Source organism: Vitiosangium sp. GDMCC 1.1324 (assembly GCF_003044305.1).
In the GTDB taxonomy this organism is placed as follows: Bacteria; Myxococcota; Myxococcia; order Myxococcales; family Myxococcaceae; genus Archangium.
The window spans coordinates 24,614-41,100 of record NZ_PZOX01000038.1 but is presented as its reverse complement, the minus strand read 5'-3'; the positions used below and the strand labels follow the sequence as shown (position 1 = coordinate 41,100).

At 69.3% G+C, this 16,487-nt stretch carries 12 protein-coding genes; 7 read left to right on the top strand and 5 right to left on the bottom strand.

The genetic code is table 11. From position 1 onward, the window contains the following. Window positions 1–278: 278 nt before the first annotated feature. The 3 genes from DAT35_RS55280 to DAT35_RS55270 all read right to left on the bottom strand — a co-directional run bounded on the left by DAT35_RS55280 (window position 279) and on the right by DAT35_RS55270 (window position 6,318). Window positions 279–1,040 (bottom strand): Stp1/IreP family PP2C-type Ser/Thr phosphatase, encoded by a 762-nt coding sequence (locus DAT35_RS55280; RefSeq protein WP_199243300.1) that lies wholly within the window; start codon window positions 1,038–1,040, stop codon window positions 279–281. Window positions 1,041–1,132: 92 nt separating this feature from the next. Continuing rightward, complete coding sequence (gene recN / locus DAT35_RS55275; protein WP_108077548.1) at window positions 1,133–2,872, bottom strand: DNA repair protein RecN; 1,740 nt, start codon at window positions 2,870–2,872, stop codon at window positions 1,133–1,135. 149 nt (window positions 2,873–3,021) lie between these two features. Then, complete coding sequence (locus DAT35_RS55270) at window positions 3,022–6,318, bottom strand: DEAD/DEAH box helicase (protein ID WP_108077583.1); 3,297 nt, start codon at window positions 6,316–6,318, stop codon at window positions 3,022–3,024. Window positions 6,319–6,477: 159 nt separating this feature from the next. Between DAT35_RS55270 and DAT35_RS55265 the strand changes: the two genes are divergently transcribed. Both DAT35_RS55265 and DAT35_RS55260 read left to right on the top strand, forming a co-directional pair. Next, window positions 6,478–7,464, top strand: coding sequence for a D-glycerate dehydrogenase (locus DAT35_RS55265; RefSeq protein WP_108077547.1), 987 nt, complete (start codon window positions 6,478–6,480; stop codon window positions 7,462–7,464). Next, window positions 7,461–8,024, top strand: a complete 564-nt coding sequence (locus DAT35_RS55260; RefSeq protein ID WP_108077546.1) for an adenine phosphoribosyltransferase — start codon at window positions 7,461–7,463, stop codon at window positions 8,022–8,024. The genes DAT35_RS55265 and DAT35_RS55260 overlap by 4 nt, the downstream gene beginning before the upstream one ends. Here DAT35_RS55260 and DAT35_RS55255 read toward each other — a convergent pair. Together DAT35_RS55255 and DAT35_RS55250 are read right to left on the bottom strand one after the other, a co-directional pair. Continuing rightward, window positions 8,018–10,684, bottom strand: coding sequence for an ATP-binding protein (locus DAT35_RS55255; protein WP_108077545.1), 2,667 nt, complete (start codon window positions 10,682–10,684; stop codon window positions 8,018–8,020). The two genes, DAT35_RS55260 and DAT35_RS55255, sit on opposite strands and share 7 nt — an antisense overlap. An 18-nt stretch (window positions 10,685–10,702) precedes the next feature. Beyond that, window positions 10,703–11,308, bottom strand: a complete 606-nt coding sequence (locus tag DAT35_RS55250; RefSeq protein ID WP_233262279.1) for an MEDS domain-containing protein — start codon at window positions 11,306–11,308, stop codon at window positions 10,703–10,705. A 263-nt stretch (window positions 11,309–11,571) separates the two neighbouring features. Between DAT35_RS55250 and DAT35_RS55245 the strand changes: the two genes are divergently transcribed. From DAT35_RS55245 to DAT35_RS55225, 5 genes are all read left to right on the top strand, one after another. Then, window positions 11,572–12,177 carry a TetR/AcrR family transcriptional regulator gene (locus tag DAT35_RS55245; RefSeq protein WP_108077543.1) on the top strand — a complete coding sequence of 202 codons (606 nt, stop codon included), beginning with the start codon at window positions 11,572–11,574 and terminating at the stop codon, window positions 12,175–12,177. Continuing rightward, a complete protein-coding gene (locus tag DAT35_RS55240; RefSeq protein ID WP_233262275.1) occupies window positions 12,174–13,421 on the top strand; it encodes an MFS transporter in 1,248 nt (415 codons plus the stop codon). The genes DAT35_RS55245 and DAT35_RS55240 overlap by 4 nt, the downstream gene beginning before the upstream one ends. Next, window positions 13,421–13,921: a pantetheine-phosphate adenylyltransferase gene (gene coaD / locus DAT35_RS55235; protein WP_108077542.1), complete on the top strand. Its 501-nt coding sequence runs from the start codon at window positions 13,421–13,423 to the stop codon at window positions 13,919–13,921. The genes DAT35_RS55240 and coaD overlap by 1 nt, the downstream gene beginning before the upstream one ends. Next, window positions 13,918–14,667, top strand: a complete 750-nt coding sequence (locus DAT35_RS55230; protein ID WP_108077541.1) for an MBL fold metallo-hydrolase — start codon at window positions 13,918–13,920, stop codon at window positions 14,665–14,667. Before coaD ends, DAT35_RS55230 begins: the two co-directional genes overlap by 4 nt. A gap of 162 nt (window positions 14,668–14,829) precedes the next feature. Next, window positions 14,830–16,485 (top strand): bifunctional UDP-sugar hydrolase/5'-nucleotidase, encoded by a 1,656-nt coding sequence (locus DAT35_RS55225; RefSeq protein WP_108077540.1) that lies wholly within the window; start codon window positions 14,830–14,832, stop codon window positions 16,483–16,485. Window positions 16,486–16,487: the final 2 nt, after the last annotated feature.

Below are 16,487 nucleotides of genomic sequence, written 5' to 3'. Positions count from 1 at the left end.
GTCTTTTTCGCCTTCGCCAATGCCAGCTCCCTTAGTGCGCCTCAGCGCTTCGGCGTGCGAACCCGGGGCGAGAAGCTAGGTCGTCCCCGAGCGCGTTTCATCTCCCCCACGCCCTGCCGCCCATCCACTCCGTCCACCACCGTGCCTCTCGTGACACGGGAATTGTTTGGGCAGCTACCACCCGACTTCTCAGGGTGTCAAGCAAGGACGCACGACACCCGACATTCCACGTCCAGTTGCGTGGAACAATTCCAGCCGCTCACTCGGAGCGACCGAATTCAGGAGGACATCTGCACCACGATGACCGTGATGTTGTCGTCGCCGCCGCGCTCGTTCGCCAGGTCGATGAGACGCTTGGGAACGTCCGCGAGGTTGGAGGAGGCCTGCACCACTTCGTGCAGTTCCCGGTCCTCCACCATGTTGGCGAGACCATCCGAGCACAGCAGGAAGACGTCTCCTGGCTCCGCCACCACACCCATCACGTCCACCTGGACTTCCTCTTCGAAGCCCACGGAGCGCGTGATGATGTTCTTGTAGCGGGAGTGCTTGGCCTCCTCGGGGGTGATCATCCCGGCTTTGATCTGCTCGTTGACCAACGAGTGGTCCTCGGAGATCTGCTGGATGAGGGGGCCCCGGACGAGGTAGGCGCGGCTGTCGCCCACGTGGGCGAAGAACGCGTGGTTGTCACGCACGACGAGCGAGATGACCGTCGTCCCCATGCCGGACAGGCGCGGATCCTCCTGCGCGGTGGTGAAGATGGCCAGACAGGCCTTCTCCACCGCCGTGCGTAAGGCATCCGGCAGGAGCGCGTCCTGCAGGTTGGGGCTGGTGACGAACGGGTTGTCCCGGCTCTCCCGGGCCCGTCTCAGTTCCTTGTCGATGGTCTCGACGGCGATGCGGGAGGCGGTACCGCCCCCAGCATGGCCGCCCATGCCATCCGCGACGACGTAGAGCTGGAGCTCGTCATCGATGAGGAAGCTGTCTTCGTTGTGGTTGCGCTTACGCCCCACGTCCGTGAGGCCGGCCGAGACGACCTTCATGCGGGGAGCCGCGGTCTGCCCTGCGGTTCTAGACACGGCGTGGATGCTATGTGAGGGACCTTATCGGAGCAAGGAGGCGTTGCACGTACTTGCTACGCGGTGCGCCGCAGCCTGCTCCGGGACCCGCCATCCGGGGTCGGTTCACGCCGGGCCCGGGGGGGTCCGGACGCCCGGTGGGCCGAGCGGACCAGGGCCTCGGCTGCTCCCAGCGCCTCTCGCGTCACCTCGACTCCGGACATCATCCGCGCCAATTCCTGGGTGCGCTCGGAGCCCGCCTCCAGGGGAACCACCTCCGAAACGGTGCGCTCGCCCTTGAGCCCCTTGCGGATGAGCAGGTGGGCATCCGCATAGGCCGCCACCTGCGGCAGGTGGGTGATGCACAGCACCTGGCGGTGGCCGCTGACATCCTTGATCATCCGACCTACCACGTCGGCGATGGCGCCGCTCACGCCCGAATCCGCCTCGTCCAGGATGTAGCAGCCGCAGCCATCACTGTCCGCCAACGCACGCTTGAGGGCCAGCAGGAGGCGCGAGGCCTCGCCGCCCGACGCCACCTTGGCCAGCGACCGGGGAGGCTCGCCCGGGTTGGCGCTGAAGAAGAACTCCACCTCGTCCAGGCCCTCGGCCTTGAGCTGGGTGCCGGGCGTCACCCGCACCTCGAAGGCCGCCTTGCCCAGCGCCAGCTGCCCCAGGCCCTCGCGCACCTGGACTCCAAAGGTGCCGGCGCACGCGGCCCGCGCCCGCGAGAGCGCCTCGCCACTGCGGCGGGCCCGCTCCTCGGCGGCCTTGCGCTCCCGGGCGAGCTGCTCCAGCACCTCTTGCCGGTTGTCCAGCGTGGACAGCTCCGTCTCCAGCGCGTCCCGCTTCTGCAGCACGCCCTCCAGGGTGGCGGCATGCTTGCGGCACAGCCGCTTGAGGGCGTCCAGGCGATCCTCCACCTCGCCCAGCCGGGCCGGGTCGGACTCCAGTCCCTCCACGTACCGGTTGAGCCGGCGCTGCGCCTCCTCCAGCTCCGACAGGGCCGCGCCCAGCGACTCCGCCACCGGGGCCAGCGTGGCGTCGCACTTCGCCGCCTCGCTCACCAGCCCCAGCGCGCGGCCCACCGTCTCCACCGCGCTCGACTCCTCGCCCGCGAGCAGAAGCTCCGCCTCGGCGCCCTGCCGCTTGAGCTTCTCCGAGCCCGCCAACCGGCGCCGCTCGGCGTCCAGCCGCACGTCCTCGCCCGGCTCCGGGTCCAGGCGCGTAATCTCGTCCAATTGGAAACGGAGGAACTCGGCGCGCTCGCGCAGCCGGGACTCGTCCCCGCCCAGCGCCTCCATGCGCGCCACCACCTCCGCCACCGCCGCGTAGTCCCGCCCATAGGAGGCCAGCTGCTCCTCCAGCCGACCGTAGCGGTCCAGCAGCACCCGGTGCAGCCCGGCGTCGAAGAGGCTCACGTGCTCGTGCTGGCCGGCGATGTCCACCACGCCGCGCATGAAGCGCGCCAGCACGCCCACCGTCACCAGGGAACCATTGATATAGGCCTTGGCCCGGCCATTGCGGCCCACCACCCGGCGCACCAGCACCTCATCCCCGAGGTCCGGCACCCCCAGCTCATCCATGCGCGCGGCCAGCGCCGGCGTGCGCTCGAAGACGCCCTCCACCGAGGCCTCCTCGCAGCCCGCGCGGATGGCGTCCGCATCCGCCCGCCCGCCCAGCAGCAGCCCGAGCGCATCCACCAGGATGGACTTGCCCGCGCCCGTCTCGCCCGTGAGCACGGTCAGGCCGGCTCCGAACGTCACCTCCACCTCCTCGATCACCGCCACATTCGAAATGCGCAAGCCCAGTAGCACGGTGCCCTCCTTCCGCCATTCGGCCCGTACCTGAACAACCTAGCAGTGGCCTCTGACACTGCACAAGCGTTCCGTCCCGTGGCTCGTGCGGCAGCCTGCATGCACGGAGGGTGATGTGAGCGGTCGGACTCCCGTGTAGCCCTCTGGGGTCACTCTCCCTGGAAGAGGTCGACGAGGTCCTGCTCGGTGAGGAGCTTGCCGAAGTCGGCATCCGCGCTGAGCACGCCCGCGGCCAGGTCCTTCTTGCGCTTCTGGAGGCTGAGGATCTTCTCCTCGACGGTGCCGCGGGTAATCAGCTTGTAGCTGATGACCGCGCGCGTCTGGCCGATGCGGTGGGTACGGTCCGTGGCCTGGTCCTCCACGGCCGGGTTCCACCAGGGGTCATAGTGGATGACGTAGTCGGCCGCGGTCAGGTTGAGGCCCGTGCCACCCGCCTTCAGGCTGATGAAGAAGAGCGGCGGCCCGTCCGGACGGTTGAACTCGTCCACCTTGCCCATGCGGTCCTTCGTCCGGCCGTCCAGGTAGAGGTAGCTCAGGCCCCGCCTGTCCGCCTCGCCCTTGAGCAGCTCCAGCATCTCGGTGAACTGGCTGAAGACGAGCGCCCGGTGGCCCTCGGCGACCAGGTCGTCCACGAGCTGGCCGAAGCGCTCCAGCTTCGCGCTGCCGGGCAGCAGTGTGCCGGGAGGCATCTTGAGCAGGCGCGGATCGCAGCACACCTGACGCAGGCGCATGAGCGCCGCGAGGATGGAGACGCGGCTGCGCTTGAAGCCCACCTTCTCGATGGACTCGTTCACCTTGCGGCGGCTCTCCTCGAGCACCTCGCGGTAGAGCGCGGCCTGGCCGGGCTCCATCTCGCACCACGCCACGCTCTCCGTCTTGGGCGGCAGATCCTTGGCCACCTCCGTCTTCAGACGGCGCATGATGAAGGGCTGGATGCGGCGGCGCAGCCGGTCTCTCACGGAGCTGTCGTTGGCCACCTGGATGGGCTGCTCGAAACGATCGCTGAAGCCCTCCGCGCTGCCGAGGAAGCCCGGCATGAGGAAGTCGAAGAGGCTCCACAGCTCGCTGAGCCGGTTCTCCAGCGGCGTACCCGTGAGCGCCAGCCGCGTGTCGCTCGGCAGCGACTTGCAGGCCTGCGCCGTGGCGCTGTCCGCGTTCTTGATGTTCTGCGCCTCGTCGAGGATGACGTAGCGGAAGCCCACCTGGCTGAGAGCCTCCAGGTCGCGCCGCACCAGCGCATAGGAGGTGAGCACGAGATCCGCGCCCTTGAGGTCCTCCACGCGCTCCTTGCGGTCCTGGCCGTGCCAGACCACGGTCTTGAGGTTCGGCGTGAAGCGCTCGGCCTCGCGCTCCCAGTTGGCGAGCACGCTGGTGGGGGCCACCACGAGCGACGGCTTGCGGCCCTCCTCGTTGCTCACCTTCTGCAGCAGGCTCAGCGACTGGATCGTCTTTCCGAGACCCATGTCGTCCGCGAGGATGCCGGACAGGCCGTGCCGGTGCAGGAACCACAGCCAGGAGAGACCCGCCTCCTGGTAGTGGCGCAGCGTGGCGTTGAGCCCCTCGGGCAGGGCCACCTTGGGCACGCCGTTGGTGTCGCGCAGCTCCGTCATCGCCTTGCGCGCCTTGGTCTCCACCTCGGTGAACTCGCCGAGCTCGACCAGCAGATCCAGCGCGACGGCCTGGTGCAACGGCAGGCGCGTACGGGTGCGGCCGGGCATGGCACCCGCCTCCTCCAGGAGGTCCGCGGCGCGCTTGATCTCCGCGACATCCGCCTCGGCATACGTGCCGTCCTTCAGGGGCACGAAGCGCCGGCCCGAGTCGAGCCACATGCGCACCGCGCCCAGGTCCACCGCCTGGTCATCCGTGATGAACTCGGCGTCCAGCTCGAACCAGCTCACCCCGCTCATTCCCACGCGGATGCGCGGACGCAACTTGGGCCGCAGGCGCACCTTGGGGGCCTGCACGCCGTAGCGCTCCCAGTCCTCGGGCAGCGACGCGAGGCCGCGCGCCCAGAACTCGATGGCCCCGTCCCCACTGGCATCGTAGGCGTGGGTGTGACCGTCATAGCGCAGCCCCAGCTCCTGCAGGCGCTTGCCCGCGGCGCGCTCGAGCTCCTCGCGGCGCCGGTACAGCTTGCGGCCATCCGTACCCACGCCACTGGCGTAGCCCAGGTGCGCGGCGTTGGGGGACACGGGCACGGTCGTCTGCCCGTAGCGCGCGGCGAGCTGCACCTTCACGCGCTCGGGAGTGCCCTCGAGCGTGAGCAGGAAGCGGGGCTCCACGGACTCGTCCACGTCGATGTCGTCCGCCTTGAGCGCCATGTGGAAGCGCGGCAGGTGGGCGGCGAAGAACGTGAGCACCCGGTCCAGCTGCCCCACCGGGAAGGCCATGGTGGGCTCCAGCAGCCACTTGCGCACCAGGCGCGGCGGCAGGTCCGGCTCCACCGGGTAGAGCATCTGCCCGGAGATGATCCACGTGCGCATGCCCGCCAGCAGGATGGCGTCCTTGAGGGCCAGGCTCGTGTTGTCCGGCATGAGCAGCTCGATGCGAGCGGTGGCTCCGTCCGAACGGGACTCGAGGTGGATCTGCGGCCGCACCGGCTCCTGCTCGAAGTGGAGCGCGGTGCCGCGGTAGATGACGCGGCGCTGACGCAGGAACTCGAGCAGCTCGCACAGATCCTCGTCGGAGAGGACGACGCGCGAGTCGTACCGGTGCTCGTGCTTGGCGAGCAGGATGAAGACGCGCTCATCGGCCGGGGAGATGCGGGTGCCCGCCTGGAGCATGCGCTTGACGTGCACGGGCCCCTTCATCTGGGCATCCTGGCGGCGAACATCCACCAGCCAATGGCGGCCTCCAGGGCCGGTATTGGAGGGAGTCAGCCGGTAGAGGAACTCGTAGTCCGGCAGGGCGGAGAGGCCCAGCCAGCTCTCCACCTTGGCGAGCGCGGGCAGGCTCACCGCATCCACCAGGGGCGAGCCCTCCGCCGTGGGAACGGGTGCATCCATTTCAGCGTCCACCTCGCCGTCGGGCGAGGGCTCCTCGGAAGAGTCGGCGGCCGGTGCGGCGGCCGGTGCGGCGGCCGCAGCGGCGGCGGAGGCGCTCGAGGCGATCATCGAGGCACGCAGGCGAGCGGCGAAGACGAGCGCCGCGGCGACCACATGCTTGCAGTGCGGCCCGTAGACGTTCCAGGACGGGCAGGTGCACTTGGAGGTGGCCTTGCCATCACCCACCTCGAGGGCGACCTCATAGCGCTCCTCGGGAGAGGCGGAGCCGGCCACCTGGGCGCGGATGCGGTTACCCTCCCGTTGGAGGCCGAAGACGCGGCGCGTCTCCGCGACTTCGCGGCCCTTCTTGAAGGTGGTGGGCTGAACCTCCGCCTTGAGGGCGCGCAGCCACTGGCCATCAAGCGGGAAAGGGGCTTCTCGTGTGTCGGCGGTGGAGGGCACGTTCTTGCAAGTCCCTTCCCCCCCGGTGCGAGGGGAATCCATTCGAGTACCACAGACGGGGCAGCCTCCGTCGTGGGAAAAATGAAGGTGGATGGTCGGGCGATGGTCGCTCGGTCATCCACCGCACGGCCCGCGGCTGTGCGAGCATCGGCGGTCGACATGGAACGCCCCACCCGCCCCCGAGTCTTCGTCACACGCCAACTTCCAGGCGTCGCCCTCGCCCGGCTGGCCGCCCAGGTCTCACTCCGAGTGTGGGAAGAGCAGTTGCCTCCCCCACGGGAGGTATTACTCGCCGAGGCCCGCGAAGTAGATGGGCTCATCACTCTGCTGACCGACCGGGTAGACGAGCCCCTGCTCGCCGGAGCGCACCGCTTGCGGGCCGTCAGCAATGTGGCGGTGGGGTACGACAACATCGACGTGGCGGCCTGTACCACGCGGCGCATCCCCGTGGGCAACACGCCCGGGGTGCTCACCGAGACGACGGCGGACTTCGCCTTCGCCCTGTTGCTGGGGCTGGCGCGGCGGGTGGCGGAGGCGGACGCGTATGTGCGGGCGGGCAAGTGGAAGACGTGGGAGCCCGGCCTGCTGCTGGGAACGGACGTGTACGGGGCGACGCTGGGCCTGGTGGGGCTGGGCGCCATTGGCGCGGCGGTGGCGCGGCGGGCGCGGGGATTCGGGATGCGGATTCTGTACGTCAACCGCCGGGCCCGACCGGACCTGGAGGCGGAGCTGGGGCTCACGCGCGTGGACAAGGCCACGCTGCTGGCCGAGTCGGACTTCGTCTCGCTCCATGTGCCGCTGAACACCGAGACCCGGCACTGGCTGGGGCGGGCGGAATTCGCGGCCATGAAGCCGGGGGCGCTGCTGGTGAACACGGCGCGAGGGACGGTGGTGGACCAGGCCGCCCTCGTGGAGGCGCTGACGAGCGGACACCTCGGGGGTGCCGCGCTGGACGTGACGGATCCGGAACCCCTGCCGCCGGACAGCCCCCTGATGAAGCTCCCCCAAGTCCTCCTCGCCCCGCACATCGCGAGCGCGAGCCATGTAACACGTGGTCGAATGGCGGCCATGGCAGTAGATAATGTCCTCGCCGCGCTGGAAGGGCGGAAGCCACCTCACTGCGTCAACCCGGAGCTCTTCACATGAGCAACAACCCATCCCTGTTCATTCCCGGCCACGACTCCACCCTTCTCGACGACGTGAAGGCGCGCATCCGCGACGTGCCGGACTTCCCGAAGCCGGGAATCTCCTTCAAGGATGTGACGCCGGTGCTGGCGGATCCGCACCTCTTCGGGCGGGTGGTGAACGCGATGGCGGCGCCCTTCCGTGGCCGGCACATCACGCGGGTGGTGGGCGTGGAGGCGCGCGGCTTCCTTCTGGGCGCGCCCATCGCCCTGGCACTGCACTCGGGCTTCGCGCCGGCGCGCAAGCCGGGAAAGCTGCCCTACAAGTCAGTGACGGAGCGCTACTCCCTGGAGTACGGAAACGACGGGCTGCAACTCCACGAGGACGCGGTGGGCCGCGGAGACCGGGTGCTCATCGTGGATGACCTGCTGGCCACCGGTGGCACCGCCGAGGCAACGGCGAGGCTGGTGACGAAGTTGGGCGGAGAGGTGGTGGGCTTCAGCTTCCTCATCTCGCTGGACTTCCTGCCCGGTCGCGAGCGGCTGGGCCGCGAGAAGGTCTGCTCGCTCCTCTCCTACTGAGACCGTCCCTGCCCGCTCCCGGCGGCCACACGCGGTCCATCCTCCCGGTTGCCCACCAGCTCCCGGATGACGCCCAGCAACTGGCCGGGGTCGATGGGCTTGACCATGTGCACATCGAACCCCGCCGTCCGCGCACGGCGGCAGTCGGAGTCCTGCCCATAGCCGGTGACGGCCACCAGCTTGATGCCCGCCAGGGCGGGGTCCTGACGGATCTTCGATGCGAGCTCGTAACCGTCCATCACCGGCAGGCCCACATCCAACAGCGCGATGTGCGGCCGGAACGCGCTGGCCTCCGTGAGCCCGGAGGGACCGTCGAAGGCCATCCGCGTGACATAGCCCTTCGAGTCCAGGAGCTCGGTGAGCAGCTCGGCCGCATCGCGGTTGTCGTCCACGACGAGCAGCCGCACGGAGTCCACCGCGCCCTGGGAAGACGCTTCGGGTAGATGGCTCCGGTGCTCGTCCGCTTCCGGGCCGCGCGGTGTGGCGAGCGGCAGGCGGACGACGAACTCGCTCCCCCGGCCCAACCCCTCGCTCCGCGCCGAGACGGTACCTCCATGGAGCTCGACGATGCTGCGAACGATCGCCAGGCCCAGGCCGAGTCCCCCTTGAGAACGATCGATCGACCGGCCCTCCTGGACGAACATGTCGAAGATCCTCGGAAGAACGTCGGGTGCGATGCCCGCCCCGTTGTCCCGGATCCGCAGCACGGCCTGCTCCCCTTCACGCACCACGGTGACGGAGATCCTCCCTCCGGGGTCGGTGTATTTCGCGGCGTTGTTGAGGAGATTGGACAGGACCTGGGCGATCCGCGCCGAATCTCCGTCGACAAAGAGCGGCTCGCCCGCCGGGGGCAATTCCAGGTGGTGCGACCGCTGCTCCAGCAGGGGGCTCGCCATCTCGACGGCCTTGGCCAGCACGGCCATGAGGTCGATGCACCCGCGCTTGAGCTGGATCTTCCCGCGCGTGATGCGTGAGACGTCGAGCAGATCATCCACCAACCGGATGAGGTGTTCGACCTGCCGGCAGATGATCGTCCGCTCGCGCTCGCAGGACCCCTCCTCCTTCATGCGCATCAACTGGAGCGCCGTGACCATCGGCGCGAGCGGATTGCGCAGCTCATGGCCGAGCATCGCGAGGAACTCGTCCTTGCGGCGATCCGCCTCGCGCGCCTCCTGATAGAGGCGGGCATTGTCGAGCGCCACTCCCGCTCGCAGGCCCAGCTCCTCGACGAGCTCCAGGGCCTCGGTGTCGTACCGGCCCGGCTCCTCGGACCCCAGGACGATGGAGCCGAGGACCCGGCCGCGCGCGGAGATGGGAGCGATGACCGAGTTGTTCGTGACGCATGAGCGCGGCGCACTCCCCGTCGAGAGCAACGAGAGGGCCAGCTCGCGCGCCATGTCGACCCGCCTCGGGTCCTGGTGGACCACCACCGTCTTCGTCTCGTCGGTGCCGGACGGTGAGCGCTCCGTCACCTGCATCACGGCCCAGTCGGCGAACCGCGGCACCACCAGATGGGCAACCCGGGTGAGGGATGCACCCAGATCCAACGACGAGCCGAGGATCGCGCTCGCTTCCGCCAGGAGATCCGCCCGGGACTGCCTGGCCTCCGCCATGCGCCGGGCGCACCGCTCGGCCTCGAGCAACCGGGCGCGATCACACGCCTGAGCCGCCTGCTGGGCGATCGCCAGGATGAACGCGCGCTCATCGTCCACGAACGGCCGTGGCTCGGAGAAGCCGACGCCGAGCACCCCGAGGCAATGCGCGTCGACCAGCAATGGAACGGCGGCGAACACCCTGGAGGGAAACCGGGGCAGCTCGGGCTCCTCCACGAGAAGGGAGCTGTCACTGCGGAAGACGCCTCGCTTCCGGCGAAAGGCCTCCGCGAGCGGCAGGTCGGCGTTCGCCGGGATGTGCTGGAAGCCACGCATGAGCGCCTCGGGGTAGCCCACGGCCCGGAGCAGGCTCAGCCCGAGCCCGGACTCATCGGTCAGGAACAGGCACCCCGCGTGAGCCCCCATGGCGGCCAACCCCCGGGAGAGGAGCACCTCCGCGACCTGGGCGAAGGTGTTCGTCCGGGAGAGGCCATCCGAGAGGGCATGGAGCATCGCGAGCACGGAGTTCACACGCGAGAGGCGGGCCCGCTCCTCGGCGAGCTCGCGCCGTGCGCGCTCCTCACGGCTCGACTGCATCGCGAGCGCGACCTGGTTGGCGATCGTCTGGAGCAGGTGGCGCTCATGCGCGGTGGGGAAGTTCTCACGCCACGAGCCGACGATGACCGTGCCCGTCTCACCCAGGGGTGGGACCGCGACCACCCGGATGGAGTTCCGTCCGACGGTGTTCGGCCGTGGCAGCTCGAAGAGCGCCGGCGCATCCGGACTCGCACCGCGTCCCACGGACAGGAGCGCCTCGCGGTCCACCTCCGCGGGGAAGCGTCGTTCGAGGAGCCCGTCCACTCCATCGAACCGCAGGAGGGCCACGTCCAGACGCAGCAGGGACACGAGGACCTCGAGACAGCTCTCGGCGATCTCCCCCGGTTCCCTGCCCTGCCAGACCGACGTCAGCTCGAGGAGCGCGAACAGGTCATTGACCTGCCGGCGAAGCGCGAGCGCCCCCAGATCGGCGAGATCCGACAGCCGGAAGACTGTCCGCTCCCTGGTCAAGTGGACGGCCTTCCTCGCTCAGCCCCGCTCGTTCTTCGTGGAGGAGCCACGAAGCTCCTCGGGCGGGACATAGAACGGGTTCTCCCGGACCACGCCATCGACGAGGGCGTACGGGTGGGTCCGCAGCACGGCCATGACGGTCGGGCCGCTGAAGCGATTGAGATCGTAGACGCAGATCGCGGGCTGCTTCAGCCGGTTGAGCAGGTGGTTGACGCGCGATTCGTACTCGATGAAGTGCTCCACTCCTGGCCGCTCCTCGAACACCCACTCCATGTGGCCCATCATGCGAACGCGCGGGAAGCCCTCGGCCTGGCTCGTCTTCACCACCTCCTCGAGCAGCGCCATCATCGTCTCGCTGTCGAACCGGCCATCCTTGAGGTAGGCCTCGTTCCACCCCAGCACCTCGAGCTGCCCCGTCCTCGTGCAGTCGTGGGTGGGGACGCCCATCGTCTCCAGGCGATGGAGGTGATCATGTCTCAGATTGGGATCACAGATATGGACGGCCTTCTCGCCGGACGCGATCCCTTCCTGGATATAGGAGCGGAGCACCTCGTACTCCTCCTCACGAGACCGGAAGAGCGCGGCGATGTGGAAGTACTCGAGCTTGTTTCCCGCGATGGTCACGTCCTTCAAGGCAGTCCTCCTCGATGAGGGTCAGCGCTCGCCCAATCCCTCATGCCTCCCCCCTGGAAGGCAGAAAATCGCTCCCCTTGAGAATACGCCCGTGACGGAGGATTTGGGCCACACGGCCCCGAATCGCGTCCGGTAGAGGACAGCCGGGTGTCCGCAAGTGGATGCCCCTTGGGATCCAACGCCGAGAGCCCCGGTTGACGCCGCCCGTCCGTGAGCTTATAAATTGGTCAACCAACCTAGAAATGGAGCCGCGGATGGCCCGCCCATCGAACACGGAGGAACGTCGGCAGCAGATCGTCGAGGGGTTGCTGCGCGTCATGGCGGAGCGCGGCTACGAGCGCGCTTCCATCTCGGAGATCGCGAAGGCGGCGGGACTGAGCCAGGGGCTGGTGCACTACCACTTCACGGAGAAGCAGGAGATCCTCCTGACGCTGGTGGAGCAGCTCGCGGGGCGCGTGCGCGAACGGGTGAAGCTGAGGGTGGAGCGGGTGAGGGGCGGAGCCCGGGCGCAGGTGGACGCATTCCTCGATGCATTCCTGGCCACGGGGGACGACGCGGATCCTGCCTCGGTGGCGGCGTGGGTGACCATCAGCGCGGAGGCGGTGAGGCAGCCCGAGGTGCGAGCGGCGTACGAGAAGGTGGTGCGCGCCGACCTGGCGCACCTGGAGGAACTGGTTGCCGCGGTCATCGGCCGCAGACGCTCTCGCGCGGTGGCGGCGGGCCTCTTCGCGTCGGTGCAGGGCTACTTCGTCCTGGCCGCTGCGGCCCCGGACCTCATTCCCCCGGGCTCCGCCGCGAGCACGGTGAAACGCATGGCCGCGGGTCTGCTCGACACGGCGGAAGCCTCGGAGGGCACATGAAGACCGCGCTGAAGACCTCGACGAAGCTCGGACTGCTCACGAGCCTCTACCTCTCGCAGGGCCTGCCCTTCGGCTTCTTCACCCAGGCGCTCCCAGTGCTGCTGCGCAAGCAGGGCCTATCGCTCCCGGCCATCGGGCTCACGAACCTGCTCGCGCTGCCCTGGGCGCTCAAGTTCCTCTGGGCTCCGCTGATGGACCGGTACGGCTCGGAGAAGCTGGGACGGCGGCGCGGCTACATCCTGCCGCTGCAGTTCCTCTCGGCGGCGCTGCTGCTGGGGCTCGCCCTTCCCGAGGGAACCGTGAGCGTGACGGGGCTCCTGGTGACGGTGCTGCTCGTCAACCTGCTGGCGGCCACGCAGGACGTGGCCACGGACGGGCTCGCGGTGGACCTGCTCGAGCCCCGGGAGCTCGGCTGGGGCAACGGCATCCAGGTGGCGGGCTATCGGGTGGGGATGATCCTCGGTGGCGGATTGATGCTCATCATCTTCGACGAGCTGGGCTGGCGCCCCACCCTGGTGAGCCTGGGCGTGCTGCTGCTCGTGGCCACGGTGCCGATAGCGCGCTTCCACGAGCCCGCCTCCCCCACTCCCAGGAGCGAGCCCGTGAGCACGTGGCGCTGGCTCCGCGAGGCCCTGCTCTACTGGGTGCGCCGCCCGGGCGCGGGCACGTGGTTCACGCTGCTCATCCTCTTCAAGGCGGGCGAGAACCTGGCGACGGGGATGCTGCGCACCTTCCTCGTCGACGTGGGGCTGGGCCTGTCGCAGGTGGGCTGGATGCTCGGGTTCGTGGGCTTCACCACGGGGCTGCTCGGCGCGCTCGTGGGCGGGGCGCTCGTCAACCGGCTGGGGCAGCGGCGCGCGTTGCTCGTCTTCGGCACCCTTCAGGCGGGAGCGGTGCTCCTCTACGCGATGGCCGCGCGCGGGGCCTCCTCCCTCCCCCTGCTCACGCTCATCTGCGGCGTCGAGCACCTGACGAGCGGCATGGCCACCGCGGCCCTCTTCACGGTGATGATGGAGCTCTGCCGCCCGGAGCACGCCGCGTCCGACTACACGGTGCAGGCCTCGCTCGTGGTGATGGCCACCGGCACGGCCGCGGCCGTGAGTGGCTTCAGTGCCCAGGCGCTCGGCTATGCGTGGCACTTCACGCTCGCGGCGGCCCTCTGCGCCGCGGCCGTGGCCTGGGTGGCGCTGACCTTCCATCCGCCCCGGACGCTCGTATCCGGGGGTCAACCGGAGGTGTCGTGATGACCATCGCCGTCTATGCCGGCAGCTTCGATCCGGTGACCGCCGGCCACCTCTCCGTCGTCCGCCAGGCCGCGCGTCTCTTCGGCCACGTGGTGGTGGTGGTGGCCATCAACCCCGAGAAGCGCACCCTGCTCACCGTGGCCGAGCGCGTGGAGTTGCTGCGCGAGGTGGTGGCGCTCCACCCCAACGTCACCGTGGCCAGCACCGAGGGGATCATCGTGGACTACGCGCGGGCCATCGGCGCCAGCGTGCTGCTGCGCGGAGTACGCGGCGCCACGGATGCCCAGTTCGAGACGACGCTGGCCCAGGCCAACCGTGCACTCGCACCGGACCTGTCCACCCTCTTCCTCCCCGCCGAAGCCCACCTCGCCGCGGTGAGCAGCAGCGCGCTCAAGGAGAAGCTGGAGCGCGGCGAGGACGTTTCGGACTTCTGCCCACCCGCCGTCGCGGCGAAGCTGCGGCAGCGGATGAGCCCCACCTCCCATTGGAGCCCACGATGAGCCTGTCCTTCGTCACCCTCGGCGTCGGCGATGCCTTCTCCGCGCTGCGCTACTCCTCCTGTCTGGCGCTCGAAGCCGAGGGCCAGGTGCTCCTCCTCGACTGTCCGCACCCCATCCGCAAGATGATGCGCGAGGCCAGCCTGTCCTCGGGCGTGGCGCTGGACGTGGATCGCGTCTCGGGCCTCATCCTCACCCACCTGCATGCGGACCACAGCTCGGGTGTGGAGGGGCTCGGCTACTTCTCCTTCTTCGTGCTGAAGCGGAAGATGCAGCTGCTCGCCCACCCGGACGTGACGCACAGGCTCTGGGACGGCCACCTCGCCGCGGGCATGGAGGACCTCATCCGCAAGCCCGGAGGCGAGCCGCAACACCACGGCTTCGACGACTACTTCGAGCCCCCCCTCCCGCTCTCCACCGACGCGCCCGTGCGCTTCGGGCCCTTCTCCATCGAGAGCCGGATGACGTACCACCACGTCCCCACCACGGCCCTGCGCATCCGCGCGGGAGGCCGCTGCCTGGGCTACAGCGCGGACACCGCCTATGACGAGGGCCTCATCGCCTGGCTCGCCGAGGCGGACCTCGTGGTGCACGAGACGAACTACGGCGTGCACACGCCCTACGAGAAGCTGGCCGCGCTGCCCGCGCCGCTGCGCGCGAAGATGCGGCTCATCCACTACCCGGACGACTTCGACCTCGAGGCGAGCAACATCGAGCCGCTCGTGCAGGGGCGCCGCTACACGGTGTGAACCCGTCCCGCCCGCACCTCGAGCGGGGAGCCTCGTGGCCCGTCCGCCGCCCCCAGGGCGAGGGGGTGAGCGCACCTCGGCACACCGCGTCACGGGGGTGTCACGTGAAAGGGTGCACAACCGCGCCGGACATGGGAGATTCGCCGCCCCCGACACCATCCCATGTCCCATCCGTCCCGCCTGCTGAGCCCCCTCGCCTCGTCCCTGGCTGCGCTGCTCCTCGCCGGTTGTGCCACGCTGCCGGGGAGCGCATCCGCTCCGGAGTCCCCACCCGCCGCGAACGCGGCCTCCGACTCCACGCAGGACGACGAGCCCTCTGTCACCCTCACGCTGCTGCACGTGAATGACGTGTATCAGTTCTCCCCGGTGGACTTCGGGGCGCGGGGTGGACTGGCGCGGCTGTCCACGCTGCGCAAGCGGGTGCTTGCCGAGTCCCCGAACACCCTGTTCCTGCTGGCCGGTGACACGCTGGGCCCGTCCGTGGAGTCCACCTTCCACAAGGGCAAGCAGATGATCGACGCGTGGAACGCGCTCGGTCTGGACGTGGCGGTGCTGGGCAACCACGAGTTCGACTTCGGCCCCGACGTGATGCGCCAGCGGATGAAGGAGTCCCACTTCACGTGGCTGGGCGCCAACGTGATGGACAAGCAGACGGGCCATACCTTCGGGGACACCCCGCCCTTCATCATCCGCGACGTGGGCGGCGTGAAGGTGGGCATCTTCGGCGTGCTGCTGGGCAAGACGAAGTACAGCTCCAAGCCGGGGCCGGACGTGTACTTCACGGACACGTGCGCCAGGGCGCGCGAGCTGGTGCCGCAGATGCGCAAGCAGGGTGCCCAGGTCGTCGTCGCGCTCACGCACCTGTTCGTGGCCGAGGACAAGGTGCTCGCCCGCTGCGCGCCCATCGATCTCATCATCGGAGGCCACGAGCACGTGATGATGCAGGCGGTGTCCAACGGCACGCCCATCATCAAGATGTCGTCCGAGGCGCGGGAGCTGGGGCGCGTCACGCTGCACGTGGGCACCCAGAGTCACAAGCTGAAGAGCATGGACTTCGACGTGCTGCCGGTGACGCCCGAGGTGCCGGAGGACCCGGCCTTCGCCACGGCCATGCACGAGTATGACGCGATGATGGCCGATCTCTCCCAGCCCGTGGGCCGCACCGCCGTGGCCCTGGACGCGATCGAAGAGTCCAACCGCACCCACGAGACGAATCTGGCCTCGTTCGTCGCGGACGCCTACCGCAAGGCCACCGGCGCCGAGGTGGCGCTCATCAACGGAGGCTCCATCCGCTCGGACTCGGTGCTGAGACCGGGCCCGCTCACGCGGCGCGACGTGCTGGCCATCCACCCCTACCCGGGCTCGGTGGTGAGCATCGAGGTGACGGGTGAGGCGCTGCGCCAGGCGCTCGAGCACGGCGTCAGCCGCAGCGCCGAGGAGGCGGGCCCGGGACGCTTCCCGCAGGTGTCCGGCATCCAGTACGCCTTCGACGTGTGCCGGCCCGTGGGAGACCGCATCGTGCGCGCCACCGTGAATGGCGAGCCGTTGGATCCGAAGCGGACGTACACACTCGCCACCAACTCGTACATGTCGGGCGGCGGAGACGGGTACACCATGTTCAAGGGCGCGAAGTACCGCGTCTCGCCCGAGAAGGGGAAGACCACGCAGGACGTGCTGCGCGACGCCTTCGCCTCCGCCGAGTCCATCGCCCCCGTGACGTCCGGCCGCATCGAGCGGCTGCGCGGTGGCGTGCGTGACACGGCGAAGAAGGACGACAAGGACGTGCCAGCCTGCCCGGCGCACGCGGCGGCGCAGTAGGT

What these genes read in the sequence shown, in the direction of transcription:
- DAT35_RS55280 (WP_199243300.1), bottom strand. Translation starts at nt 1,040, where the DNA reads ATGAAGGTCGTCTCGGCCGGCCTCACGGACGTGGGGCGTAAGCGCAAC.
- DAT35_RS55265 (WP_108077547.1), top strand. Translation starts at nt 6,478, where the DNA reads ATGGAACGCCCCACCCGCCCCCGAGTCTTCGTCACACGCCAACTTCCA.
- DAT35_RS55260 (WP_108077546.1), top strand. Translation starts at nt 7,461, where the DNA reads ATGAGCAACAACCCATCCCTGTTCATTCCCGGCCACGACTCCACCCTT.
- DAT35_RS55245 (WP_108077543.1), top strand. Translation starts at nt 11,572, where the DNA reads ATGGCCCGCCCATCGAACACGGAGGAACGTCGGCAGCAGATCGTCGAG.
- DAT35_RS55240 (WP_233262275.1), top strand. Translation starts at nt 12,174, where the DNA reads ATGAAGACCGCGCTGAAGACCTCGACGAAGCTCGGACTGCTCACGAGC.
- coaD (WP_108077542.1), top strand. Translation starts at nt 13,421, where the DNA reads ATGACCATCGCCGTCTATGCCGGCAGCTTCGATCCGGTGACCGCCGGC.
- DAT35_RS55230 (WP_108077541.1), top strand. Translation starts at nt 13,918, where the DNA reads ATGAGCCTGTCCTTCGTCACCCTCGGCGTCGGCGATGCCTTCTCCGCG.
- DAT35_RS55225 (WP_108077540.1), top strand. Translation starts at nt 14,830, where the DNA reads ATGTCCCATCCGTCCCGCCTGCTGAGCCCCCTCGCCTCGTCCCTGGCT.